Below are 24,542 nucleotides of genomic sequence, written 5' to 3' on the forward strand. Positions count from 1 at the left end.
CTGCGGGACGCGCCGTTTTGTTTAGCGCTCGCACCTTGATACTACTTCGCCAGCTCGACCCCGCGCTCGAACACCAGCTGGCCAGCGCGCACCCGCACCGGAATCGTATCCTTGGGCCCGAACTGGCCTGACAGGATCGCCTTTGACAAGGGATTCTCGATCTGCTGCTGGATCGCGCGCTTGAGCGGACGGGCGCCGTAGATCGGATCGTAGCCGGCTTCGGCGATTTTCTGCAGCGATTCGTCGTCGAGGTCGAGCGTCATCTCCATCTTGGCCAGGCGCTGCTCGAGGTGACGCAGCTGGATGCGGGCAATGGCGCCGATGTTCTTCTCGTCGAGTGCGTGGAACACCACGATCTCGTCTATCCGGTTGACGAACTCCGGCCGGAAGTGCCCACGCACTTCGGCCATCACCGCCAGCTTCACGACTTCGGGCTCGTCGCTGTCCATCGACTGGATCTTGTGCGAGCCCAGGTTCGAGGTCATGACGATCACGGTGTTCTTGAAGTCGACGGTGCGGCCCTGGCCATCGGTCATGCGGCCGTCATCGAGCACCTGCAGCAGCACATTGAACACGTCGGGGTGGGCCTTTTCGATTTCGTCGAGCAGGATCACGCTGTACGGCTTGCGGCGTACCGCCTCGGTCAGGTAACCACCCTCTTCGTAGCCGACATAGCCGGGCGGCGCGCCGATCAGCCGGGCTACCGAATGCTTCTCCATGAATTCGCTCATGTCGATGCGGATCATCGATTCTTCAGTATCGAACAGGAAGGCTGCCAGCGCCTTGCACAGCTCGGTCTTGCCGACTCCGGTAGGCCCCAGGAACATGAAAGAGCCGTAAGGGCGGTCCGGATCGGACAGGCCGGCGCGCGAGCGGCGGATGGCGTCGGACACCGCTTCGATGGCTTCGTCCTGTCCGACCACGCGCTCGTGCAGTTTCTCTTCGATGTGCAGCAGCTTGTCGCGTTCGCCCTGCAGCATGCGCGAGACCGGAATACCGGTGGCGCGCGAGACCACTTCGGCGATTTCCTCGGCGCCGACCTGGGTGCGCAGCAGCTTGGGCTTGGCTGCCTGGCCATCGGCCGGGGCGCTGGTGGCGGCGTCCTCGGCTTGCTTGAGCTGCGCCTCGAGCTCCGGCAGCCGGCCGTACTGCAGCTCGGAGACCTGCTGCCAGTTGGACTGGCGCTTGGCTTCTTCCATCTGGAAGCGCAGGCGCTCGATCTCTTCCTTGATATGGGTGCTGCCCTGTACCGCGGCTTTTTCCGCTTTCAGGATCTCTTCGTAGTCGTTGTACTCGCGCTCCAGGCGCACGATTTCCTCGCCGATCAGCTCCATGCGGCGCTGCGAGGCTTCGTCGGTTTCCCGGCGCACCGCTTCGCGTTCGATCTTGAGCTGGATCAGGCGACGTTCGAGTTTGTCCATCACTTCGGGCTTGGAATCGATTTCGATCTTGATCTTCGAGGCTGCCTCGTCGATCAGGTCGATCGCCTTGTCCGGCAGGAAGCGGTCGCTGATATACCGATGCGACAGTTCGGCCGCGGCGATGATGGCCGGGTCGGTGATTTCGACCTTGTGGTGCAGCTCGTATTTCTCTTGCAGGCCACGCAAGATGGCGATGGTCGCTTCCACGCTCGGCTCGTCGACAATGATCTTCTGGAAGCGGCGCTCGAGCGCGGCGTCCTTTTCGACATACTTGCGGTATTCGTCGAGGGTGGTCGCGCCGACACAGTGCAGCTCGCCGCGCGCCAGCGCCGGCTTGAGCATGTTGCCGGCGTCCATCGCCCCTTCGGCCTTGCCGGCGCCGACCATCGTGTGGATTTCGTCGATGAACACGATGGTCTGGCCCTCGTCGTGCGCCAGTTCCTTCAGGACGCTTTTGAGCCTTTCTTCGAATTCGCCGCGGTATTTGGCGCCCGCCAGCAGCGCCGCCATGTCGAGCGAGAGCACGCGCTTGCCCTTGAGCGAATCGGGCACCTCGCCGTTGACGATGCGCTGGGCCAGGCCTTCGACGATGGCGGTCTTGCCCACCCCCGGCTCGCCGATCAGCACCGGGTTGTTCTTGGTACGGCGCTGTAGCACCTGGATCGCGCGGCGGATCTCGTCGTCGCGCCCGATCACCGGGTCGAGCTTGCCGGCTCTGGCGCGCTCGGTCAGGTCGAGCGTGTATTTCTTCAGCGCTTCGCGCTGACCCTCGGCATCCTGCGAATTGACGGAGTCGCCGCCGCGCACCGCGGAAATGGCCGATTCGAGCGCCTTGCGCGTCAATCCGTGCTCGCGCGCCAGGCGCCCGGCATCGGCCTTGTCGTCGACCAGCGCCAGCAGGATCATCTCGGACGACAGGAACTGGTCGCCGCGTTTTTGCGATTCGCGGTCGGCCAGGTTCAGCAGCGCGACCAGTTCGCGCCCCACCTGGACGTCGCCGCCGGTGCCCGAGACCTTCGGCAAGCGCTCGAGCGCCGACTTCAGCGCATTGGTCAGCCCGCCGACATTGACCCCGGCGCGCTGCAGCAGCGAACGGGCGCCGCCGTCGTCCTGGTTGAGCAGGGCCACCAACAGGTGGACCGGGTCGATGTATTGGTTGTCGTTGCCGACCGCCAGGCTCTGGGCATCGGCCAGCGCTTCCTGTAGCTTGGTCGTCAGTTTATCTTGCCGCATGGTCTTGCTCCCTCGTTGTTCTTGACTAAGAGTCAAAGTTGGGATGGGCGAGCGCTTTTCAAGATGTGCAATGGAGCAGTGTGCGGCCGATCGCGCGGGACGGCGTCGTTTTGGTGCCTAGCCGCACGCGCTGGCACAGCAGCCTTGCTTGCCTGCCGCCGCGCGCATAGCATCGAGCTCACCGGCCACGTCATGGTCGTCCAGGCTGTAGACCGGGGCGAATCCGCCGCCCGGTGTCCTGAAATTGGTGGTCTGCCCCTGGTAGACGCGCGCTGCCGTCCACTGGACCCGGCCGTCGTACACATAGCTGCGCAAGTCGAATTTCAGGGTTTCCGGACTGCTTGCCGTACCGGAGACGCGGGCGCCAGGCGCGACCAGGCGCTGGGCGATGTACTGGCCCGACAGAATTTCTTGCCAGACCCGCTTGGTCAGCTTGTCGCCGCGGTAGGCAGCCCTTCCGCCATAGCCGGCGACCGGCTTGAAGAACAGCGTGCGGCGCTCGCTCCACAGCCGGTCGGCGTTGGCAGCCGTGACGCTCTCGGTAAACGGCACGTTGGCCAGCAATATGTCGATCGTCGCCTGCGGCACGCCAAGACCGTGCAGCGCACTGGCATCACTCAAGATGGCCAGGTTGCGCTTGTTGGCGTAGAGGGCGTGAGCCTGCGGGTGCGGAGTCAACACCACGGCATCGCTGCAGTACGCGTCATGCAAGGCGCGCGAGGCCGGCGCCTCGAGCATGAAATCGGTGAGCCGGTTGTACACCAGATCGATCTTGCGTTCGCCACACCACAGCGCGCCGTCGCACAATGCCAGTTCAGCCGGGTCGGCAATGATGGCATCGATGCCGTGCCGGGCGAACAGTTGCTGGAACATCAGAAATTCCGGGTACAGGTATTGCTGCTCGGGTTGCGTGTCGACGATGGCAATGGTCTGCAAGGATCCAGCCCGCTGCGCGCAGGCCCATTCCGACCTGAACATGTCGACAATCTCTTCTTCGAAGTGCGCGGCGGCCAGGACGGCCTGGGCGCGCTGCCTGTCCACCATGGCGCAGGCCTGTTGCGCCCTGGCCAGGGCGGCGTTGAGCATCGCGCCACCGGCATTCGTGTTGATTTCGATCAGTCCGAGCTGGTCCCCGTCCGGATGGAAGTCGATGCCGAAAAATACCCCCTTGGCACCGCTTCCTTCTATCCTGGCGATGGCTGGCGCCTCGGCCAGTACCAGTTCCCGATAGGCGGGCAATTTAAAGACCGACTCGAGCGCAGCGACGACTTCCTCGATTCTGTCGGCTTGGGTACGAGAAATAAAGACCGGCCGTGCCGAAAAAACGTAAGGGCAACGCTCCTCGATCATGGCGAACAGCCGATCTTCGTGCAGCCCGTCCGACAAGGCCGACTTCAGTGCGGCCGGGTCCAGGCTGCCGCAGAAGCAGGAAGTGTTGAGTTGCTCCGCCGGCAAGTTGGTCGAGTCGACCTTGCAAGCGGCGCTGTCGGTCACGCCATCGGAATTGTGCATCTGTCTCGTGCTCCTCGTGTGCTTGCTCATCGAACCAGGCCGGGCGTGCCGGCCTGCGTTGTTTACATTGTCGCAGGAGGCTGCTGCGAACCCAGGACAGCTGCCGCGATCAGGACACCAGCGAGAACGACGCTTTCCAGTATCAAGACTCGCCTGACCCGCTTCAATCCCGCTAGCGAGCGCCTGGCAACAGGAAGGCCGATGAACTTGTTATACCCGCCCAGTACCAGTGCGACCGCCAACAAAGCGAGCTTCACCAGCAGTGCATTCGCGTAAAGGCTATCACCGAGCAGGTTGTCCCAGTTTCCGACCCGGCTCCATGCGTTGAACACTCCGGTCGCGAACACGGCCGCCACTGCCGCCATGGCCGCGGCAGACATCGCGTCGAGGTAGCGCGCCATCCGGGTCACGTCGGCCTCGCCCAGCCGGGCGTCGAATGCCTTGCACGCCGAGACCAGCACCAGGCCGGTCCATGCGGCCATCGCTGCCAGGTGGACGACTTGCGCCAGGTACGGCCAGGTCCAGTATCCGTCTTCCCCCGCATGTCCCATCGATGCGCGTACCAGCGCGAACAGGCCCAGGGCTGCCAGCACGACCCATTCACGCCACGCCGCAGTCGAACGCAGTGTCCGCATCAGCAGTGCCAGGCAGATCGCGAACAAGGCGATCGAACCGGCCCGTCCGATGCCCGTCATGGTCAACATCTGCCAGACCAGGCCCTTGGCTTCGTGCAGATCGACACCGCCCATGACGGCGGTCGACGCCCACAACATGGCAGCGGTAGCCAACACGCCAATGACAGCGGCGGCCAGGTCTGCCGGGCGCAGCTGCGTTTCGGTGCTCGCGCGCGGGATGCCAGACACTACCAGCCAACGGCGGGCCAGCCACGAACCGGCCAGCCACGCAAACGCGGCGTTCAAGGCGGCGACGGACCCAAGCTGCAGCCCGAAGACGCTATCCACTTATTTCACCGAAAACGCGAACATGCCGGTACGGCGATGGCCGTCCTGGCCGGCAACGGCCCACTTGACGGTATAGGCTCCAGGGGACAGCCCCCTGGCCGCGACGCGTACGATGGCCGGGTTGGCGGCGTCGACTTTCGCCTTCTCGGTCGCGACCACCTTGCCCTCGGCAGAGGTCAAGGTCACGCTGCTGAACGCCTGCTCGACTTTTTCATTAAAGGTCAGGACGATGTCGGTCGGCGCCGTGTCCAGGACGGCGCCGGGCGCCGGGTTCGACGCGGTCAGCTTCGCGTGCGCGAACGCGAGCGGGGCTGCAATGCTGGCTGCGGCAAGAATGCATGCGGCCACGATGTGTTGAGCGGTTCTCATGTGTGTTCTCCAGATTGGTTGACGGCTTACTTGGCTTTACGGGACGACCAGTGAATATGCGTGATCAGCCATTTGTCGCCCTGCTTTTCCAGCACAACCGTCTCCGTACCGAAGGCATGCACCTTGGCCCCCTTAAAACTGCCTTTCGTCTCGGTTTCACGTGTCACGATGGCGACATTGCCTTCGACCTTCTCGTTCTGGCGCAACACGGTTTGGCCAGTCGCCCTGGCAAAGGCCATGTCGGCAGGCAGATGGTGACCGGCGTATTCATCACGTGAGCGCTCGACGTGACCCGATTCGTAGATCTGGACGGTCGGGGACAGGAAGATGCTGGCCGCATCAGCCTTCCCGGCCGCCAGCGCCTCATGGAAGCTTGCAACGGTGTCGAGCGCAGTAGCGGCGCCTGCCTGGAGCGAGGTTGCCGAGATGGCGAGGGCAAACAGTATATGGCGCATGGATTTCCTCATGGGTCGATCGTGATTGTGGATAGCGCGACACATCTTTGTTGTCAATGTCCGGCGTGCGGCGCCGCTGACGGCTCCTGCACTGCAAGCTGCGTGACGACATATCGTCCCTCGATCTTGTCGGCGAAGAATTTGATCTTGTCACCAGTTTTGAGCGTATCGAGCACTGATGCATCCTTCACACCGAACACCATCGTCATGCCCGGCATGCCCAGGTTCTCGAGTGGACCGTGTTTGATGGTGAGGCGTTTGGTGTCCTTGTCTACTTTCTTGATTTCACCTTCCGACATGGCCGTTTTCTGAGCGGCAGCGCCGCTAGCCGCGTGAGCGCCGTGCTCATGCGATTGGGCCAGTGCGCTGTTGACCGCGGCCAGTGCGAAGCTGGCGGCAGCGACGCCGGTGACGATGTATCCGATTTTCATGGAATGCTTTCTTTTTCAGGTTGTGAGCGGCAGTCACTGCGTGTCTGCCGGCCAGGTTGGTATTTCCGCTTTTCTTACCCGCGTGCGGGTCAATGCCCGGAATGACCGGAAGGCTTGCGAACATTGAATTCGACCTTGCGCGCCGGTGCCGCCGCAGGCATGGACTGGCCGCCGCTTGAAGTGTTCCTGACTGCTTCCAGGGGCGCGCCGGTCCATTCGTAGGCGACGGTCCCCGCAGGATGCTTGTACCAGCCGGGATCGCTGTAATCGCCCCGCTTCTGGTCCTTGCGTACCTTCATGATGGTGAACATGCCGCCCATCTCGACGCCTCCGAACGGGCCTTGTCCGCCCATCATCGGCAGCGTGTTGTCAGGCAGTGGCATCTCCATCTCGCCCATCGAGCCGCCGGTCGAGCCCATGGCCATGTAGTCGGGGATGATCGACATGATCTTCTTGGCCGCCTCGCTCTGGGCTACGCCGATCATGTTGGGAACGTCGTGCCCCATCGCGTTCATCGTGTGGTGCGACTTATGGCAGTGGAAGGCCCAGTCGCCCAGGTCGCTGGCGACGAACTCGATGGCCCGCATCTGGCCGACGGCGACGTCGGTCGTCACTTCCGGCCAGCGCGACTCCGGCCGGGTCCAGCCGCCATCGGTGCCGGTCACCTCGAACTCGTGCCCGTGCAGGTGAATCGGGTGATTGGTCATCGTCAGGTTACCCACACGGATGCGCACGCGCTCGCCCTGACGCGCGACCATCGTGTCGATCCCCGGAAAGACCCGGCTATTGAAGGTGAACAGGTTAAAGTCCAGCATGGTCGAGGTTTTCGGCACGAAGCTGCCGGGCTCGATGTCATAGCTCCCGAGCAGGAACACATAGTCACGGTCGACCTTCATGAAGTCGGGATTCTTCGGGTGGGTAACCCAGAAGCCCATCATCCCCATCGCCATCTGCACCATTTCGTCGGCGTGCGGGTGATACATGAAGGTGCCAGGGCGCTTGGCCTCGAATTCGTAGACCATCGTTTTGCCGGGCTGAATGCCTTTTTGCGTCAGGCCGGTTACCCCATCCATCCCATTGGGCAGGCGCTGGCCATGCCAGTGGATGCTGGTGTGCTCGGGCAGGCGGTTGGTCACGAATATCCGCACCCGGTCGCCTTCGACCACTTCGATCGTCGGGCCAGGCGACGCACCGTTGTATCCCCACAGGTTCGCCTTCATGCCAGGCGCGAATTCGCGCACCACCGGCTCGGCAACCAGGTGAAATTCTTTTACCCCCTTGTTCATGCGCCAGGGAAGCGACCAGCCGTTGAGCGTGACCACCGGGTGAAACGGCCGGCCATTGGGCGGCGGCGGCGGCACCTGCGTCGCCGCACTGTGCACCATGACTGCTTCCGGAAGGGAGGCGGCGCCGACCCGGCTCACCACCCCTGCCCCGACCAGCGCCGCGGCGCCGGTGAACAAATCTCTACGTGAAACCATGATCCAATCCCCAATTAATGTTCTGCCGCTGCCGCTGGCCCAGCGTTCGCGCCCGGCGCCATCGACTGCGACACCGCCCCGCCGCTGCCATTGATGGCCGCTTGCAGCTCGGTCTCTGCAATCCAGAAATCACGCTGCGCGTCGATGGCGCCGTTGACGCTCCTGACCTGGTCGCGCGAGTCGGCCAGCAACTCGAACACGCTGGCGAGCATGCCGTTGTAGCGCAGCAAAACTTCTTCCGAAATCTGCTTTTTGAGAGGGACCACCTCGTCGCGATAATGCCTGGCGACGTCGTAGCTGGTCCGGTAGGCCGAATACGCTTCGCGCACTTCCGAGCGCGCCCGGATTGCGATATCGGCGGTGCGATGGACCGACATCATGTAGGTCGCCCTGGCGCGCGCACGCCGCGCTCCGCCCCAGTCGAAGATGGGCAGCTCGAGCGAGATTTCGTAGCCATTTTCGCGTGGCGCACCGGTGCTGCTCTTGCTGGCATAGCCAGCTTCGAGGACGTTGATGAATCCGGTCGCCTCGGTCAGGCCGAGGGATCGGGCGGTGGCCTCGACATCGCGCCTGGCAATCTGCAGGTCAAGTCTCTGCTCCATGGCAAGCGCCTCGAGCGCGCCGGCTTCACTTGGCTGACTCGGCAGGTCTGGCAAACGGTCGGGAAGCTTGACATCGAGCTGCGCCCCCCACACACCGAGCAAACGGACCAGTCGCTCGCGCGCTGCCGTGGCAGCATGGCGGGAACGGGCATATTGGGTCATCGCTTCGGCATAAAACGCCTGCTCGCGCGCCCGGTCCAAAGTGCTCCAGTTACCGACCTTGGCTTGCTCCTGCGCCAGCTGGGCCCCGGCCTCGGCTGAAGTCACTACCTGGCGCATGAATTTCTCGGTCTGGGCAGCGGCGACCGCATTGAAGTAGGCACGCCGCGTTTCGCCAGCCAGGCGCACTGCCTCGGATGCAGCGCTCAACTTTGCTCCCTCGAAGCGGCCGCTTTCGATGGCGCTTCGCAGCGGAATGGTCAACAGGCCAATCAGGTCGAACATCACGCTGCGCTCGATTTCCACTTCATCGCCCCCGCGCATCCGGCTGAACGAAAAACCCGGATTGCGCATACGGCCGGCCTGGACGAAGTCCGCCTCGGACACGCCGAGCTGGGCGAGCGACGTCTGCAGGCCACGATTGTTAAGCAGGGCAATCTGCACAGCGGCGTCCGGTGTCAGGGGAGCCGACAACAGCCGGGCGACCTGCTCCCTGCCAGCCTGCGCGTCGCGCTCGTTGCGTTCTGGGGCGACGCCAAAGCCGGTACGCGGCTGGGTCAGCGTCGAGACCTCGCGCGCCGCGCCGTCGTCGGACAGGCTCGCACAGCCGGCCAGTACGGATACGGCCAGCACCAGTGCGCAATTCCTGAGCGCCGGTTCGACAGCGCGCCTGCTGGTACGTGTGACAGCGAAGCGCTTCATTTTTTTGCCTCTTGCACGTGGCGCTGGTGCTGGTGGTGGTGCTGGTGCTGGTCGTGCGACGCTGCATCGCTTGCATGGGTTGCAGGAGCCGGGCGGACAGCGGCGGCAGGCTGTTTATCGTGGTTCATCTGGTGTCCGGCATGCGGGTCCGGATTGGCCAATCTTGCCGGCTCGGCCGGTTCGGCCGGCGCGCCGTGGCCGCCATGCGCATGGCCATGCATGCCTTCGCCGGCAACCCTGGCATTGGCCTCGCGCCAGACCTTGTCGGGCGAGACAGCCGGCGCCTTGTGGGGCATGTAGCTTGACAACGCCGATGTGTAGCGCGTCGGGGAAACCCGGGCAGCCGGGTCGGCCGCAGCGAGCGCTGCTGGCGGCTCGCCCGCACTGGACGCGAACGACGTGATCGCGACCGCACTGGCGGCCATAAACCGTTTGGAAAACATGGTCATCCCATCATCGAAATGAGGCGCGCAATAACAATGCGCGACAAAAGCGCAACCGATACGAGCGAATATGCCCGCCGTTGCTACCGAAAACGATCAGGCTGGGAGCTGCCGAGGGGGACGTTCCAGACTATCAGGGATGAAACCAGCGCCAGACGTCGAGCCGAGGGTCATATACACCTCGGCGCAATCGAAAGTTGGCTCAAAAGACAGCAATTGAAGGGGTGCAAGGGCGCCAACGCTGCATCCGGCGCAGGCGCTGCATGACCCATGCTCGCTCGCCTGGACAGTATCGCTACCCTGGTCATCCGACGGCGCGCTATCCGGACAGGTTTCGGTCTCACCTGCCTGTGGGTCGATGGCCGCGTGGTGAGAGCTTGCCACGCGATCGCCGTGGGCCATCTCTCCGGCCGCGACCACGGTCATGCCCTGATGGCCGGGACCGCATGCGCCCAGAACATTTGCCGCGAATGCCTGGAGAGGCATCACGGCAATGAGCAGCCACAGCAGGCAAGTTGTCAGGGTGCGATTCATCGGTCGAGAGTGTAGCACGGCGGTTTCGCTCGTCAAGTCAGCCCACATCAAGCGCGACAGCTTCTTGGTTCTGGAGGGTCAAGCAGCGCCGGCCGGCCGCCAGCGTCGCAGCAACAGCGCGTTGAGCACGACGGACACGCTCGAGAACGCCATCGCTGCTCCGGCAATGACGGGGCTGAGGTAACCGAATGCAGCCAGCGGGATGCCGACAATGTTGTAGACGAAGGCCCAGCCCAGGTTCTGCTGGATTTTCCGGTAGGTTTTTGTCGAGATGTCGATGGCATCGGCGACCAGGCCCGGGTCGCCGCGCATCAGCGTGATCCCTGCGGTATGCATCGCCACGTCGGTGCCGGTCGACATCGCGATGCCGACGTCCGCTGAAGCCAGGGCGGGTGCATCGTTGATGCCGTCTCCGACCATCGCCACCACCTTGCCGCCGGTTTTTAGCGCTGCCACGGCACCGGCCTTTTCAGCGGGAACCACTTCTGCACGAACATCCTCGATGCCAACCGCCCTGGCGACGTGGCTGGCACTGCCTGCGCTATCGCCGGTGAGCATGACCGACACCACGCCGATATCGCGCAGCCGCTTTATGGCCTGACTGGCCGATGGCTTGACGGTGTCGCCGAAGGCCAGCAGACCTGCAAGTTCTGTCGTGTCGCCCCGCTGCACGGCCAGCCACGACACGGTGCGGCCCGCGCGCTCGTGCTGCGCTGCCGATGTACCCAGCTCTAGCGTTGCCACGCCGATCTCCTGCAGCAGCCGGCGATTGCCCAGGAAGACGGTCGCGCCATCGACCTGCGCGCGCACGCCGCGTCCCGGCAGCGCCTGTGCATTCCTGGCGGAAATCACGACCGCCCCGTCTTCCTGCGCCGCGCGCTCGACGGCGTTGGCAAGCGGGTGGTCGCTGTGCTGCTGGACCGCGCGTGCCAGGGCCAGGGCTTCGGCACTGGTTCTCCCGATGCCTTCGATTTCTACCAGGGTGGGCTTGCCTTCGGTAAGGGTACCGGTCTTGTCGAAGGCCACGACGTTGACTGCGTGTGCGGTCTCGAGCGCCTCGGCATCCTTGATCAGAATTCCATAACGTGCGGCCACGCCAGTGCCGGCCATGATGGATGTCGGCGTGGCCAGGCCAAGCGCACAAGGACAGGCAATGACCTGCACCGCGACCGCGTTGAGCAGTGCTTGCTGCCAGTCGCCCACCAGCAGCCCCCACCCAAGGAAGGTGATGCCCGAAATGACCAGCACCACCGGGACAAACACGGCGCTGACCTTGTCCACCAGCCGCTGGATCGGCGCCTTGACCGCCTGGGCGTTTTCAACCAGCTTGATAATGTTCGACAGCATGGTGTCCCCGCCCACGGCGGTGGCCTCGAGAACCAGCATGCCTTCGGCATTGACCGCTCCGCCGGTGACGATGTCTCCCGGGTCTTTCGCCACCGGCAAACTCTCACCGGTCAACAGCGATTCATCCAGGTGGCTCGATCCTTCGACGATCCTGCCGTCGACCGGCACCCGTCCGCCTGGACGCACCACGACCGTGTCGCCGACACGGACTTGCCCGACCGGGATTTCTGTTTCCAGGCCGTCGCGCCGCACGATGGCGACACTGGCACGGAGCGACTCCATCGCCCGCAAGGCGGAAACAGTCTGGTGTTTAGCTCTTGCTTCGAGCCATTTGCCCAACAGGACTAAGGTAATCACGACAGCGGAGGTCTCGAAATAGAGATGCCCCGTTCCTTCGTGCTGGTCGTGCGTCAGCAACAGATAGACCGACAGCCCGTAGGCAGCGCTGGTGCCGATGGCGACCAGCAGATCCATATTGCCGGAGCGTGCCAGAACGGCCTTCCAGCCTGCCCGATAGAACCTGGCGCCCAAGAAAAACTGAACCGGCGTCGCCAGTGCCATCTGTAGCCAGCCTGGCAGGGCCAGGTCGATGCCGAACGGCATCAGCAGCATCGGCGCCACCAGGGGCAGGCTGAGCAGGGCTGCGAGGGCAACCGGCCACCAGGACGGAAGCGCCGCGGGAACGGCGGCTTGCCCGGACGCGGCAGGGGGCGCCGCGCTTGCGTCATAACCAGCCTGTCGCACCGCGGCGATGAGCTGATCGGCGCTCACGCCAATGGCGGTCACATGGGCTTTCTCGGTTGCCAGGTTGACCGATGCACCGGTCACGCCAGGCGTGTTCTTGAGCGCTTTTTCCACACGGCCTGCGCAGCTGGCGCAGGACATGCCCGAAATTGAAAGCGAAACGGTGTCGCTCGGCACGTCGTAGCCGGCCTGCTCGACCGCGGCGTAGAGCGCACTCGGGCTGACCCCAGGAGCGAGCTGGACCGTTGCCTTCTCGGTCGCCAGATTCACGCCAACACGCTCGACGCCCTTGACTGCCTGCAGCGCCTTTTCGACACGGCCCGCGCACGACGCGCATGTCATTCCGCCGATCGGGAAGGTATGGACCGCAGGCGTGGCGCCCGGTTGTGAGATTGTGTTCATGTGTTCCTCCGCTGGCGACTTACCGCAGCCTGAACATTCGAGCGGTGGCAAGGTCGAGCTTTCTTTCTTGTAGAAATCTTTTCGGGAAACGCGGTGAGCGCCGCCCACCTGCTGCCGTCGTCAGGAGCGCAAGGCGCGCCAGGTCGCAAAGCCTGCGACACAAAACACGATCGACCCGAGCAGGTGCAGCATGGTGTGCGTCAGCGCCCAGCCGTACTGGCCGCGCTGGAGCAGCACCACCGACTCACCCGAGAAGCTCGAGAAGGTCGTGAGCCCACCCAGGAAGCCGGTAATGGCGAACAGCCGCCATTCGGGCGACAGCTGCGGATGGGCCGTGAAAAAGCCCAGCGCCAGTCCGACCAGGTAGCCGCCGACGAGGTTGGCCGCCAGTGTCCCGAGCTGCACGAAAGCGTGCAGGCTGCCGAGCCAGAGGCCCAGCCCCCAGCGCAGCCAGGCGCCGATGGCCGCCCCCAGTCCCACCGCCAGCCAGCTCAAGAACGGGTTCCTTGGGGCGCCCACTTGGCCTTGGCGCAATCGTCGCTGCTGCGGGCATCGACCCAGCGCGCGCCCTGGGGTGTTTGCTCCTTCTTCCAGAACGGCGCGTCGGTTTTCAGGTAATCCATGATGAATTCGCAGGCCGCGAAAGCCTCGCCGCGGTGTGCCGAGGTGCAGGCAACCAGCACGATCTGATCGAGCGGCGCCAACGGGCCGACACGGTGGATCACGAGGACACCGAACAGGTCCCAGCGCGCGCGCGCCTGCCCCACGATATCTTCCAGCGCCCGCTCTGTCATGCCGGGATAGTGCTCGAGTTCCATTTCCGAGACGGCCGCGCCCTCGTTCAGGTCGCGCACGGTGCCGACAAAACTGACTACCGCCCCTACCCGGCCGTCACCTTCGCGCAGGCGGGCAGTCTCGCGCGACAGGTCGAAGTCGGCCTGCTGCACCCGGATCTCGGTCAGCGGCGAGGATTGCGGCCTGCCCAGCGGCGCCTCTTGGATGGCTGTCATCGGCCCTCCTTCGCTTGCCGCAGCAGCAACTGTTCGATGCGCGCTTCGGTACGCGCATCGGCCAGCGCCGGCAGCGCCAGCAATTCGCGTAACGCTGCGAGGTGCGCGCCCGGGCCTGCTTTTCGTTGCGCCGGCTGGCCGCTCTGGTGGCCCGACTTGAGCGAATCTTGCAGCACCTCGACTTGCAGCTTGAGGCGTTCGCGCGCGAACTCGGCGCCGCTGTCGATACCGGCCGCGATCTCGAGCCGCAGCAGGTCGTGCAGCAGGCGCTCGCGATTGGCTTCCAGGGTGCGCGCATAGCCGAGGCGGTCGCCGCCATCCAGCGCATCGAGCGCCGCATCGAAGCGCGTGCGCATGATCGCCTCGAAGCCGTCTTCGAGCGGCAGCAGCGCATCCCAGCGCGCGCGCCAGTCGGCAGTATTGGTAAGGGCCTCGGGATTGGCCAGCGCCGTTTCCAGCGCCTGGGTCAGGCGCAGTTTGTCGCGCACTGTGCCAGCCAGCACCAGCCCGGCGGCGCGGCGCGCCACGTCGGCCTGGTGCTGCACTGCCGCCACTGCCGCGTGATAGCGTTTGTCGATGCGCGCTTCGTGGGCGCGCGGCACCGGACCAATCGCATGCCACTCGGCCGCAGCCTCGCGCAACAGCTTGCCGGCGCTGGCGGGCGTGACCTCCGGCGCCGCCGCTTCGAGGCGTGCGCACAGCGCCTCTTTCGCGGTCTCGTGCTCGCGGCGCTCGTGGTCAGCGGCATGCGCATGCTCCTTGCGCCCGGCGAACAGGGCGTCGCAGGCTGCGCGGAAGCGTTGCCACAAAGCCTGTTCGACCTTGCGCTCGAGCGGCAGCGCACGCGCATGCTCTTGCCAGCGGTGCTGCAGTTCGCGCAGCTGGTCGAGCGCCTGGCGCTTGTGCGGGTCGAGTGCCAGCGCTTCTTCGATCAATTGCTCGCGCACCTGCATGGCCTGCTCGCGCTGCTGCTCGAGCGGACCTTGCAACGTGCTCATGGCTTCCGAGAACAAGCTGTCGAGCCGTTTCTTTTCTTTGCGGTCGATCGGTCCGAGGTGACTCCAGGCACTGCGCAGGTTTTGCACGGTGCCGGACACATGCTTCCAGTCGGCCGCGCCGGAGGCGAGCCGCGCGATCTCGCCCTGCGCTTCGTCTATCAGCGCCTGTCCGCGCGCGGCATTCGCATGACGTTCGTCGGCCAGGTGGCGGAAATGGGCGGCGGCCGGAGCGTAGGCAATGGTGCAGGCGGCGTCGAACCGCTCCCACAGCGAGCGCGGCGCCGGACCGGACAGGCCGTCGAGTGCCTTCCAGCGCTCGCGCATGCTGCCGACCTTCTTGGCCAGTTCGGACATGGCAAGCTGCTCGGTGGCCAGGGTTTCCACCGCCTTGATCAGTTCTTCGCGCGAGACATTGCCGCCCCAACGGGCCCAGTCAGACAGTCGTTTGAGTTCGGCGCGCGCATGGGCCAGCCGGTCGGCCTGCGCCGGCGTCAGGCGCAGGCCCTTGTCCTTGCTGTCCTTCAGTGACTTGTCGAGTTCGGCAGCCATGCCGAGCGAGCCCTGCTCGAGGGCCGCTTCCATGGCGTCGAGGCGCCCGAGAAAGTCTTGATCGGCTCCTTTGGCCTGCGCCGCCTGCCCCTGCTTGCGTGCGCTCTTGTGCGCGTGCTGGCTGTCCGCCGATGGCGGCGCCGGTTCCTGCCTGGACTCGCGATGGTCGTGCGGCAGGCTGGCCAGCAGCGCGTCGAAACGATCCTGCAGCTGTGCGCCGAGCGGGTTGGACGGCAACGCCGGCAGGCGCTGCCACTGCTTGCGCAAGCTATCTGCCTGCAATTCGGCGGCCGCTTGTGCCTGCCACTGGGCGAGTGCGGCTTCGCGCGCCACGCAAGCGGCCTGGTCCTGCTCCAAGGTGGCCAGGCTGGCGCCAATGCGCGCCTGCTCGGCGGCGAAATCGGCCACCAGGGAGCGCGGCAGCGCGGGGTGGCCGGGAGCGACGAGCGCCTCGGCCTGCTCGCGCGACAGCGTTGCGAGCCGTTCGCCCAAGGCTGTGGCATCGAGCCCGCTGCTGCCAAGCTGGCGCAGCGCGGCAAGACGGTCGATCATGGCGCGCTGCAACTGCACCTGCTGCTCGAGGCGCTGGCCCAACTGGGCGCGTACGGCATCGAACTGCGCGGCTAGCTCGGGCGCCACGGTGAGCGCCCATTTGCGGTCGAGTTCGGCGACATGATTGGGAGTGAGCAGCGCGTCATCGAGCAGGGCGCGGGCCTGGACCAGCGCTTCCTGGCCGCGCCGCAGCTCGGATTCGTGGTGGCGAATCGCATCGAGCCGGGACTGCATCAGCTTGGCGACACGGCGATCGAGGTTGCGCATGGCCGTATGCACCTGCTCGAGCTGCGGCCGGCTGTGGATCAGCTCGGCCGCAGCAAGACGCAGCTCGGAAAAATCGCAAGAGAGAATAAAGGCGACCGCGGCGGCTTCATCGCCGTTCAGGTGACTGAGCTGTTCGGCTTGCTGCTCGCGCGGCGTGGGTGCGGCAGGGACACCGGCCGCGCTGGACGCGCGCTCGTTGCGGGCAGGCTGCCCCGGCTGCGAGGATCGGCCCTGTGCTTCCTTGCCCGCAGCGCCGGCGGCGGCCTTGTCGCCACCTTGCCGTTTGAAAAGGAATTCGAACATGATGAAGTCGCAGTTCTAAAACTCCCATCATAGCAAAGAACTAAGAGGGCCCCCGTCCGGAAAAGCTCAGTGGGTGACGTAGTGCCGCGCGGGCTGCGGCGCCTGGCCCACGGCGGCTGGCGCGGCCCCATTCGGGGCAATTGCCTTGCCTGGCATCCGGCCCGCCGGGTAGCCGCGGTTCTCGTGCTGCCATGCATCGTGGGCCAGCATGTCGTTGGCGATCGCGAACCAGGACTCGCTCGGTATGTGGGTGCGGGCCACCGGAAACAGGTCGCGCTCTTCACGGTCGAGACGTTCGAGCAGCAGCTTGCAGCAGCGCTCGAGCGCCGCGCCGAAGGCCTTGTCTTGCACGGCCGCCGCCGCATGGGCATCGGCGCGTGCCTCGATGGCCGCCATGGTCAGCGCGTCGAGCTCGGCCAGCAACTGCGGGGCAACGCCGGCCCGGCGCAAGGCCGGCAGCACGAATTTGTCGAGCTTGCGCCAGTAGCAGTTATCGAAGGCTGCCCGCAGGGCATCGCAGGCCAGTTCGAACTGGCGCGGGGTAGGCGCCGCATGCTGCGAGGCAGCCGGGTTCCAGCGTTCCAGCAACGATTGCAGCACCACGCGGGCGCTGGCCTGCTCGATGGAAAGGGCAACTAAAGTATACGTCGACGTCAACATCCATGTCTCCTCTCGGAATGCCGCCGCCAGCACGCGGCCGGGCGAAGGGCCGCATTGCATGGGCTGGGGAAGCTTGGTGTAGGGCAGGCGCGCTGTGGTTGTTGTTATCGCTGGCCTGTGGGATTTCGTAGTGTAGAGACATGCCCCATGACGGGTTTGAGCTGGCGCAAACTCGGACTGGTGGACTTTGGTGACTTTTTACTGATCGCGATGTCCGATTGACTCGGTCCTTGCTCGACTTTTGAGCAGCAGGCAATAGCTTACCTCGCCAATCAATACCACTGTAAAAATACACAGTATTTGTTGGGTCGAACGACCAGTCTGCGATATAGTAGGCGCCCACCTCCTTTCCATTTTTACCATGCGGCTGCTGCATACTTCCGACTGGCACCTCGGCCAGACCCTGCACACGTTCGACCGAAGCTACGAGCACGGATGCTTCCTCGACTGGCTCGTGGCCAGCCTGGTGGCCGAGGACATCGATGTGCTGCTCATCGCCGGCGACATCTTCGACAATGCCAACCCGTCGGCCGCCGCGCACCGCCAGTTCTACCGCTTCCTGCAGCAGGCCAAGGCCAGGGTGCCCCATCTGCAGGTGGTGGTCATTGCCGGCAACCACGATTCTCCCGGACGCCTCGAAGCGGCCACGCCCTTGCTCGAGGCCCATGGCACGGTCGTGGTCGGCAATGTCGCGCGCACGCCCGACGGCAGCATCGACCTGGAGCGCTTGCTGGTCCCGCTGCGCGGGCGCGACGGCAGTGTGGGCGCATGGTGCCTGGCGATTCCCTTCCTGCGGCCGGGCGACGTGCCGCGCGTCGTCGCCGAAGACGCCGACCTGGCGGGCGACCCCTACCTCAACGGCACCGCCCTGCTCTACCGCCAGGCCTTTGCACTGGCCCGGTCGCGCTGCACGGCCGATCAAGCCATCATTGCAATGGGCCATTGCCACATGGTCGATGGGCAGGCGTCGCAGGATTCCGAGCGCCGCATCGTCATTGGCGGCACCGAGGCGTTGCCCGCGACCATGTTCGACCCGGCGGTGGCATACGTTGCGCTGGGCCACCTGCACCTGGCCCAGCGCGTTGGCGGCCACGAGCACCGGCGCTACTGCGGCAGCCCGCTGCCATTGTCGTTCTCGGAAGTAAGCTACCAGCACCAGGTGCTGTGCGTCGACCTCGACGGACCGGCGGTGGCGGCGGTCACCGCCTTGCACGTGCCGCGCGCGGTAGAGCTGCTGCGGGTGCCGCCCAAGCCGGCGCCGCTCGACGACGTGCTCGCTGCGCTCGAAGCACTGGCCTTGCCCGACGCCCCCTCGCATGCCCAGCCCTTCCTCGAAGTGCGCGTGCTGCTCGACGGTCCGGAGCCGGGCTTGCGCGCCCGCGTCGAAGCCGCCCTCGCCGGCAAGCCGGTGCGCCTGGCCAAGATCGAGCCAACCCGGCGCCACGCCGCACGCGAGGCCGCTACCGCTGCGCTCACGCTCGATCAACTGGCCCAGCTGCAGCCCGACGATATCTTCCGGCGCCTGTGGGCCCAGCGTTTCGGCGACGAGGTGCCGCCCGACCAGCTCGCCGCCTTCGCGGAACTTACCCATGCGCTGGATGGAGACGCCGCATGAGAATCCTGCGCATCAGCGGCAAGAACCTGGCTTCGCTCGCCGACCAGTTCCAGGTTGATTTCGAACGCGAACCGCTGGCCTCGGCCGGACTGTTCGCCATTAGCGGGCCCACCGGCGCCGGCAAGAGCACCCTGCTCGACGCCCTGTGCCTGGCCCTTTACGACGCCACGCCGCGCCTGCTCAAGCGCGCCGGCAGCCAGTTGCCGGATGTCGGCGGCGACACCGTCTCGGCGCTCGACCCGCGCACCCTGATGCGGCGCGGCGCGGCCGAAGCCTGGGCCGAGGTCGACTTCGCCGGCAACGACGGCCTGCGCTATCGCGCGCGCTGGAGCGTGCGTCGCGCCTATGGCAAGCCGGGCGGCGCCCTGCAGCCGTCCAAAATGAGCCTGCACCGGTTGCCCGAACTCGATCCGCTGGGCGGCACCAAGACCGAGGTCGCGGCCGAAATCGTGGCGCGCATCGGCCTGTCGTTCGAGCAGTTCACGCGCGCCGTGCTGCTGGCGCAGAACGAATTCTCGGCCTTTCTCAAGACCGACGAAAACGAGCGGGGCGAATTGCTCGAAACCCTGACCGGCACCACGATCTACAGCGAGATTTCGAAACGGGCCTTCGAGCGCTACCGCAACGAGCAGGAGCGCACCAAGATGCTCGCCTCCCAGCTGGCCAGCCAGGCGCCGCTGGCGGCCGAAGAACGTGCCAGGCTCGATGCCGACCGTGCCCATGCCGAGCTGGCCCTGGAAGCGCTCGACGCCCGCCGCGCCGCGCTCGAACACGAACTGCGCTGGCACCACGAAGCGCTCAAGCTCGAGCGCGGCGAGGTCCAGGCCGGCGAAGCGCTGGCGCTGGCTCAGGCAGCCCAGGCCGGAGCCGGCGAGCGCCGCCAGCGGCTGGCTACGCTCGAGGCCGTGCAGCCGGCGCGTGCGCTGGTGGCCGAGGTGGTGCGCCTCGAAGGCGAGCGCAAGCTGGCCGTCGAATCGGGCACCAGGCTCGAAGCGAACCTGGCGGCGGCGCTGGAAGCACGCCGCCAGGCCGTGCTCGATATCGACGCGGCCCTGGGCGCAGTCGACGCGGCCGACGGCGCCTTGCGCGCTTGCGCGCCGCAGCTCGACGGTGCCAAGGCGCTCGATGCCGCCATCGCGGCGCTGGCGCCCTTGCACGGGCAGGCCACGAGCGCGCTCGACGCCGCGCGCAACGAAGCGCGCCAGGCGCGCGCGGCCCATCAGGCCAAGGCGGACGCCCTCGACGCCGCGCGCCGGGGGCGCGATAGCGCGGCGGCATGGCTGTCGGCGCACGCCCGGCTCGAGCCGATGGCGGCGCAATGGCCGCGCTGGGACAAGCTGCTCGGGCAAGCCGCGCAAATGGAAAGGGCGCAAGCAGACGCGGCAGCCGCACTTGCCACCGCCGGCAACCAGGCACAAGAGGCGGCCCAACTCGAACAGGGCGCCGCACGCGCACTGACCGAGGCCAGTGCCCGCCTTGACACGCTCGACAGTGCCCGCCGCGACGCCATGGCTGCACTCGAATCGGGCGATCCGCAAGCGCTGGCCGACGAGCGCCAGGCACTCGACGCCCGCCGCGAACGCCTCGATGCTGCCGAAAGAGCCTGGACGGCGCTGGCGAGCACACGCCAGGAGCTCGCCCACACCAGCGGCGAGCTCGATCGCGTCGATACCGCACGCGCTGGCGCCAGCGGGCTGCTCGACGCGGCGCGCGCCGCCGCCCCGGCGCTGCTCGCGGCAATGCACCAGTCCGAGAAATCGCTGACGGCGGCCGAACTTGCCTGCGCCGCCAGCGTGGAAGAACTGCGCGCCACCCTTGACGACGACGCACCCTGCCCGGTCTGCGGCTCGCTCGCCCATCCGTATCTCGACCATGGGCGCGAAGACATGCTGCGCACCATGCTGGCCAGCTTGCGTGGCGAAGTGCGCGACTGCCGCAAGGCGGTGCGCGACAACGAAGCGCTGCAGGCAACGCAGGCGGCAACGCTGGCGGCGGCCAGCGAACGTCTTGGCAGCCTGGAGCGCGAACGCGGCGCCCTGCGCACGCTGGTGGCCGAACTGGGCGCGGAATGGGCCGCACAGGCGCGCGCCGCCGATGTACCGGACGCCGCCGCATTCGATACTGATGGGGCGCTCGCCGATGCGGCGCAAGCTGAGTCTGCCAGTGAGCACCTGCCGGCCTGGTTCGCCGCGGCGCACGCGGCCTCACGCAGCGCGCTGGCGGCGCTCGAGGCACGCGCGGCCGGCCTGCGCCGCGCGGCGCAGGCCCGCGATGTGGCCCAAGCCGCCTATGACCGGGCGCAGCTCGACCATGCCCGCCTGCGCCAGGCGGCCGACCAGGCCCGCGAGGCAAGTACCCGCCTGCACGCCGAGGTAGGCGCCCTGACGGTGCAACAGCAGGGGCTGGCTGCCCAGCTGGCATCGGTGCTGGCCGAACTCGACCCGGTGCTGTCGGCTGCCTGCGGCGACGGCTGGCAATCGGCATGGCGCGGCAATCCGGCGCAGTGGCACGCCAGCCGCATGCACGACGCCGCGCAATGGCAAGAACAGACCGCACTGCATGCCCGCAGCAGCGCCGCCGCCGCAACGCTCGAGGCCGAGGCCGCGGGCGCCGGCGAGCGCATTGCCCAGGCAGAGCGCCACGGTGCCGGCCTTGCTGCGGAATTTAATCGCCTGGAGACCGAGCTCAAGGAAAAACGCGCGCAGCGCCTCGCCCTGTGGCAGGGCCGCTCGGTGTCCGAGGTCGAGTGCGAACTGCTGGCCGCGGTCGCCGCCGCACGCAAGCATCAGACCGCGCGCCAGGCCATCGCGGCCGAGACGGCGCAGCGCGAGACCGGTGCACGCACCGCGCTGGCGCAACTGAACCAGCACATCGCCGCGCTCGACAGTGCGGGCGTGCGCGCCACGGCCAGTCTGTCCGACTGGCTCAATGACTACCGCCGCAACCGTAGCAGCCTGGGTACGGATGCGGTCGATGACGCGGCCGAACTCGGCAAGCTATTGGCGGTCGGTGCCAACTGGCTGGCGCAGGAACGCGCCGCGCTGGGCGCGCTCGATGCACAGGTGGGCAGTGCCAGCGCCGTGCTGGCCGAACGCCGGGCGCAGCGCGCCTTGCACCTCGAAGGCCTGCCGCCGAGCGGCTTGTCGGCCGACGCAGTGGCCGCCGCCGTCGACACGCTCAGCGCCGAACGGCGCGCCGCCCATGACCTAGCGACCGAGCTGCGCATGAACGCCGCCCAGGACGATGCGCGCCGCCGGCAAGCGCAAACCATGCTCGACGCGATCGAGCGCCAGCAGGCGCAGGAGCAGCGCTGGGGCAAGCTGTCCGAGCTGATCGGTTCGAGCGATGGCAAGAAATTCCGTAACTATGCCCAGCAGTTCACCCTCGACGTGCTGCTCGGCTATGCCAATGCGCACCTGGGCCAACTGGCGAAGCGCTACCGGCTCGAGCGCGTCACCCATGCCGGCGCGCCCTCGCTGGCGCTGATGGTGCGCGACCAGGACATGGGTGGCGAGGTGCGCTCGGTCAATTCATTGTCGGGCGGCGAATCTTTCCTGGTCTCGCTAGCGCTGGCGCTCGGCCTGGCTTCGCTGTCCTCGAACCGGGTGCGCGTCGAATCGCTGTTCATCGACGAAGGCTTCGGCAGCCTCGATACCGAGACCCTCGGTGTCGCCATGGATGCGCTCGACGCACTGCAGTCGTTGGGGCGCAAGGTCGGCGTGATTTCGCACGTGCAGGAAATGACCGAACGAATTGCCACCAGGGTGCTGGTGCGGCCAAGCGGCGGCGGCAGCAGTGCCGTCGTGGTCGAGTAAATGGCGCGCGGCAGGCGGGTGTAGAATGCCGCTCTTTCCTGAAACTACCATCACACCACCATGAAGCCCGCACGCATCCTTACTTTCAAGTGCGCAAAATGCGCCAAGCCCGTCAAGGTCTTTCTGCAGAAGGTCTCGGCCTGCTCGCATATCCAGCCTTACCAGGGCATCTGCGCCTGCGGTGAAGTCAAGCGCCACGCCACCGGCAGCCCGGACGCGGTCAAGTCCTATCTCGCATCGGTCGACGGCAACTGGCAGCATCATCATTAATGCATCGACTGTAGAGCAGACATGAACCAGATCACCTGGACTGAAGGCGGCACCGGGCGCGCGGCGCGCTGGCGTTCCGAGAGCGGCTGGCCGGCGCCGAAAAAAGTGGTGGTCGCCGACGACACCATGAATGCCGACACCGCCTATCGGCTGGCGCTCGATGGCACCGCCCTGCTCTGGCGCGGCGACTTCCAGAATGCGCGCCAGCTGCTCGCCGCACTGGTGCGCCGGGTGGACCACAAGAGCGCGCGCGCGCGCCGGCCCAAACCGGGTGCGGCCGCCGCCACGCCGACCGAACTGTTTCACCGCCACCGCCTGCAGCAGCTGCAGCGCGCCCGCACACTGGCCATGCTGTTGATTCCGTTCGAAGCCGGCCACACCATCGCGCTGCGGCGCGCGCCTGCAGTCCAGGAAGCCTGCCTCGAAGCCTATGGTCCGGCGGCCGAGCCCTATGTCGCTTCGCTGCGCGAACTGCTGGGCGTGATCGGCGCCCATGAATGGCGCCGCAAGGGCGTGCGCATTGCCGCGCTGGACGCCCACATCCACCCCTGGTACGGCGTGTTCTCGCCGGTACGCGGCGAATACGTCGAACTGGTGGCGCAAGCCCCGCTGCCGCCGGGTGCGCAGTTGGCCTTCGACATCGGCGCCGGTAGCGGTGTGCTCTCGGCAGTGCTGGCCCGCCGCGGCATCTTGCGCGTCGTGGGCACCGACATGGATGCCCGCGCGCTTGGCTGCGCACGCGAGAATATCGCACGACTGGGCCTGGCGTCCCAGGTCGAACTGCTCGAGGCCGACCTGTTCCCAGCAGGACGTGCGCCGCTGGTAGTGTGCAACCCGCCCTGGCTGCCGGGCAAGCCCAGCTCGGCCATTGAATACGCGATCTACGATCCCGACAGCCGCATGCTCAGGTGTTTCCTCGGCGGCCTCGCGGCGCACCTGGAGCCGGGTGGCGAAGGCTGGCTGATCCTGTCCGACCTGGCCGAACACCTGGGCCTGCGTCCGCGCGACCAATTGCTTGGCTGGATAGCCGACGCCGGGCTCGAGGTCGTGGCCCGGCATGACGTGCGCCCGACCCATGCGAAAGCCAGCGATCCCGACGACCCGCTGCACGCGGCACGTTCGCGCGAAGTCACGTCGCTGTGGCGCTTGCGCGCCGCCCGATGAGGCGCTCGCGCCCTTGCTCAGTCGCATTCGCATTCCTGTCCTTGGGTTTTGCACATGGAGCACATCGAATGTTTGCACCCCGGATCAAGCTGCGCTATAATCTGTTCCGCGGGGTGGAGCAGTCTGGCAGCTCGTCGGGCTCATAACCCGAAGGTCACAGGTTCAAATCCTGTCCCCGCAACCAAATACAGTACAAAAGCCCGACTCTTGCAGCCGGGCTTTTGTTTTCTGAGGCAGGAAAAGCAGCGCGGGAAAAGCCGCGTAGTAAAAGCTGATGAGAGACAAGAAAGACAACGCGACGATCGATCTGCCGGGCTTCGAGCCGGTCGACCCGCCCGCATCCGTTGTCGAACCGCAGCGTGCCACTCCCCGGCCGCGCCGCGCTTGCCTGAAGCAGGAGCAGCTGGATTTACTCGGCCTGCTGGAAGAAACCGACACGTCCGGCCTGCCTGCCTGGCGCCGCGACGATAACCTCGACCTGACCGGCCTGCCGGTGTGGGCGCCCACCTCCCCGTAGTGCGCTCGCCGGCCACTTTTTAGCC

The 24,542-nt window shown here is 66.2% G+C and carries 19 protein-coding genes and 1 tRNA gene; 6 read left to right on the forward strand and 14 right to left on the reverse strand.

The window, feature by feature from the left end; translation table 11 throughout:
- Positions 1-41 precede the first annotated feature (41 nt).
- The 14 genes from clpB to NRS07_RS12935 form a co-directional block, all read right to left on the reverse strand.
- Complete coding sequence (clpB, locus tag NRS07_RS12870; RefSeq protein WP_259207485.1) at positions 42-2,654, reverse strand: ATP-dependent chaperone ClpB; 2,613 nt, start codon at positions 2,652-2,654, stop codon at positions 42-44.
- A 117-nt stretch (positions 2,655-2,771) separates the two neighbouring features.
- Positions 2,772-4,166, reverse strand: a complete 1,395-nt coding sequence (locus NRS07_RS12875; RefSeq protein WP_259207486.1) for a hypothetical protein — start codon at positions 4,164-4,166, stop codon at positions 2,772-2,774.
- Positions 4,167-4,228: 62 nt separating this feature from the next.
- Positions 4,229-5,128 (reverse strand): CopD family protein, encoded by a 900-nt coding sequence (locus tag NRS07_RS12880; RefSeq protein WP_259207488.1) that lies wholly within the window; start codon positions 5,126-5,128, stop codon positions 4,229-4,231.
- Entirely contained in the window at positions 5,129-5,497 is a 369-nt protein-coding gene (locus NRS07_RS12885; protein WP_259207489.1) for a copper resistance CopC family protein, read from the reverse strand.
- A gap of 26 nt (positions 5,498-5,523) precedes the next feature.
- Positions 5,524-5,964, reverse strand: coding sequence for a nuclear transport factor 2 family protein (locus NRS07_RS12890; RefSeq protein WP_259207490.1), 441 nt, complete (start codon positions 5,962-5,964; stop codon positions 5,524-5,526).
- A gap of 41 nt (positions 5,965-6,005) precedes the next feature.
- Positions 6,006-6,383 carry a copper-binding protein gene (locus NRS07_RS12895; protein ID WP_259207494.1) on the reverse strand — a complete coding sequence of 126 codons (378 nt, stop codon included), beginning with the start codon at positions 6,381-6,383 and terminating at the stop codon, positions 6,006-6,008.
- Between the two features lie 89 nt (positions 6,384-6,472).
- Positions 6,473-7,864 (reverse strand): multicopper oxidase family protein, encoded by a 1,392-nt coding sequence (locus tag NRS07_RS12900; protein WP_259207495.1) that lies wholly within the window; start codon positions 7,862-7,864, stop codon positions 6,473-6,475.
- Between the two features lie 14 nt (positions 7,865-7,878).
- Positions 7,879-9,327, reverse strand: a complete 1,449-nt coding sequence (locus NRS07_RS12905) for a TolC family protein (protein ID WP_259207497.1) — start codon at positions 9,325-9,327, stop codon at positions 7,879-7,881.
- A complete protein-coding gene (locus NRS07_RS12910) occupies positions 9,324-9,770 on the reverse strand; it encodes a hypothetical protein (RefSeq protein ID WP_259207499.1) in 447 nt (148 codons plus the stop codon). Before NRS07_RS12910 ends, NRS07_RS12905 begins: the two co-directional genes overlap by 4 nt.
- Positions 9,771-10,382: 612 nt before the next feature.
- Positions 10,383-12,797: a heavy metal translocating P-type ATPase gene (locus NRS07_RS12915; RefSeq protein WP_259207501.1), complete on the reverse strand. Its 2,415-nt coding sequence runs from the start codon at positions 12,795-12,797 to the stop codon at positions 10,383-10,385.
- 120 nt (positions 12,798-12,917) lie between these two features.
- Positions 12,918-13,292 (reverse strand): fluoride efflux transporter CrcB, encoded by a 375-nt coding sequence (crcB, locus tag NRS07_RS12920; protein WP_259207503.1) that lies wholly within the window; start codon positions 13,290-13,292, stop codon positions 12,918-12,920.
- Positions 13,289-13,807 (reverse strand): molybdopterin synthase catalytic subunit MoaE, encoded by a 519-nt coding sequence (moaE, locus tag NRS07_RS12925; protein WP_259207507.1) that lies wholly within the window; start codon positions 13,805-13,807, stop codon positions 13,289-13,291. The genes crcB and moaE overlap by 4 nt, the downstream gene beginning before the upstream one ends.
- Positions 13,804-16,476, reverse strand: coding sequence for a DUF349 domain-containing protein (locus tag NRS07_RS12930; RefSeq protein ID WP_259207509.1), 2,673 nt, complete (start codon positions 16,474-16,476; stop codon positions 13,804-13,806). Before NRS07_RS12930 ends, moaE begins: the two co-directional genes overlap by 4 nt.
- 66 nt (positions 16,477-16,542) lie before the next feature.
- Positions 16,543-17,136 (reverse strand): hypothetical protein, encoded by a 594-nt coding sequence (locus NRS07_RS12935; RefSeq protein ID WP_259207511.1) that lies wholly within the window; start codon positions 17,134-17,136, stop codon positions 16,543-16,545.
- 361 nt (positions 17,137-17,497) lie between these two features.
- Here NRS07_RS12935 and NRS07_RS12940 point away from each other — a divergent pair, with 361 nt between their 5' ends.
- The 6 genes from NRS07_RS12940 (at position 17,498) to NRS07_RS12965 (ending at position 24,517) form a co-directional block, all read left to right on the forward strand.
- Entirely contained in the window at positions 17,498-18,751 is a 1,254-nt protein-coding gene (locus tag NRS07_RS12940; RefSeq protein ID WP_259207513.1) for an exonuclease SbcCD subunit D, read from the forward strand.
- A complete protein-coding gene (locus NRS07_RS12945) occupies positions 18,748-22,566 on the forward strand; it encodes an AAA family ATPase (RefSeq protein WP_259207515.1) in 3,819 nt (1,272 codons plus the stop codon). Before NRS07_RS12940 ends, NRS07_RS12945 begins: the two co-directional genes overlap by 4 nt.
- Positions 22,567-22,626: 60 nt before the next feature.
- Positions 22,627-22,836 (forward strand): hypothetical protein, encoded by a 210-nt coding sequence (locus tag NRS07_RS12950; RefSeq protein ID WP_259207517.1) that lies wholly within the window; start codon positions 22,627-22,629, stop codon positions 22,834-22,836.
- A 21-nt stretch (positions 22,837-22,857) separates the two neighbouring features.
- Entirely contained in the window at positions 22,858-24,000 is a 1,143-nt protein-coding gene (locus tag NRS07_RS12955; protein ID WP_259207521.1) for a class I SAM-dependent methyltransferase, read from the forward strand.
- A 107-nt stretch (positions 24,001-24,107) separates the two neighbouring features.
- Positions 24,108-24,184 (forward strand) — tRNA-Met (locus NRS07_RS12960).
- A gap of 90 nt (positions 24,185-24,274) precedes the next feature.
- Complete coding sequence (locus NRS07_RS12965) at positions 24,275-24,517, forward strand: hypothetical protein (RefSeq protein ID WP_259207524.1); 243 nt, start codon at positions 24,275-24,277, stop codon at positions 24,515-24,517.
- The last annotated feature ends 25 nt before the right edge of the window (positions 24,518-24,542 follow it).

The sequence above is a fragment of the Massilia sp. H6 genome (genome assembly GCF_024802625.1).
Taxonomy (GTDB): Bacteria; Pseudomonadota; Gammaproteobacteria; order Burkholderiales; family Burkholderiaceae_D; genus Telluria.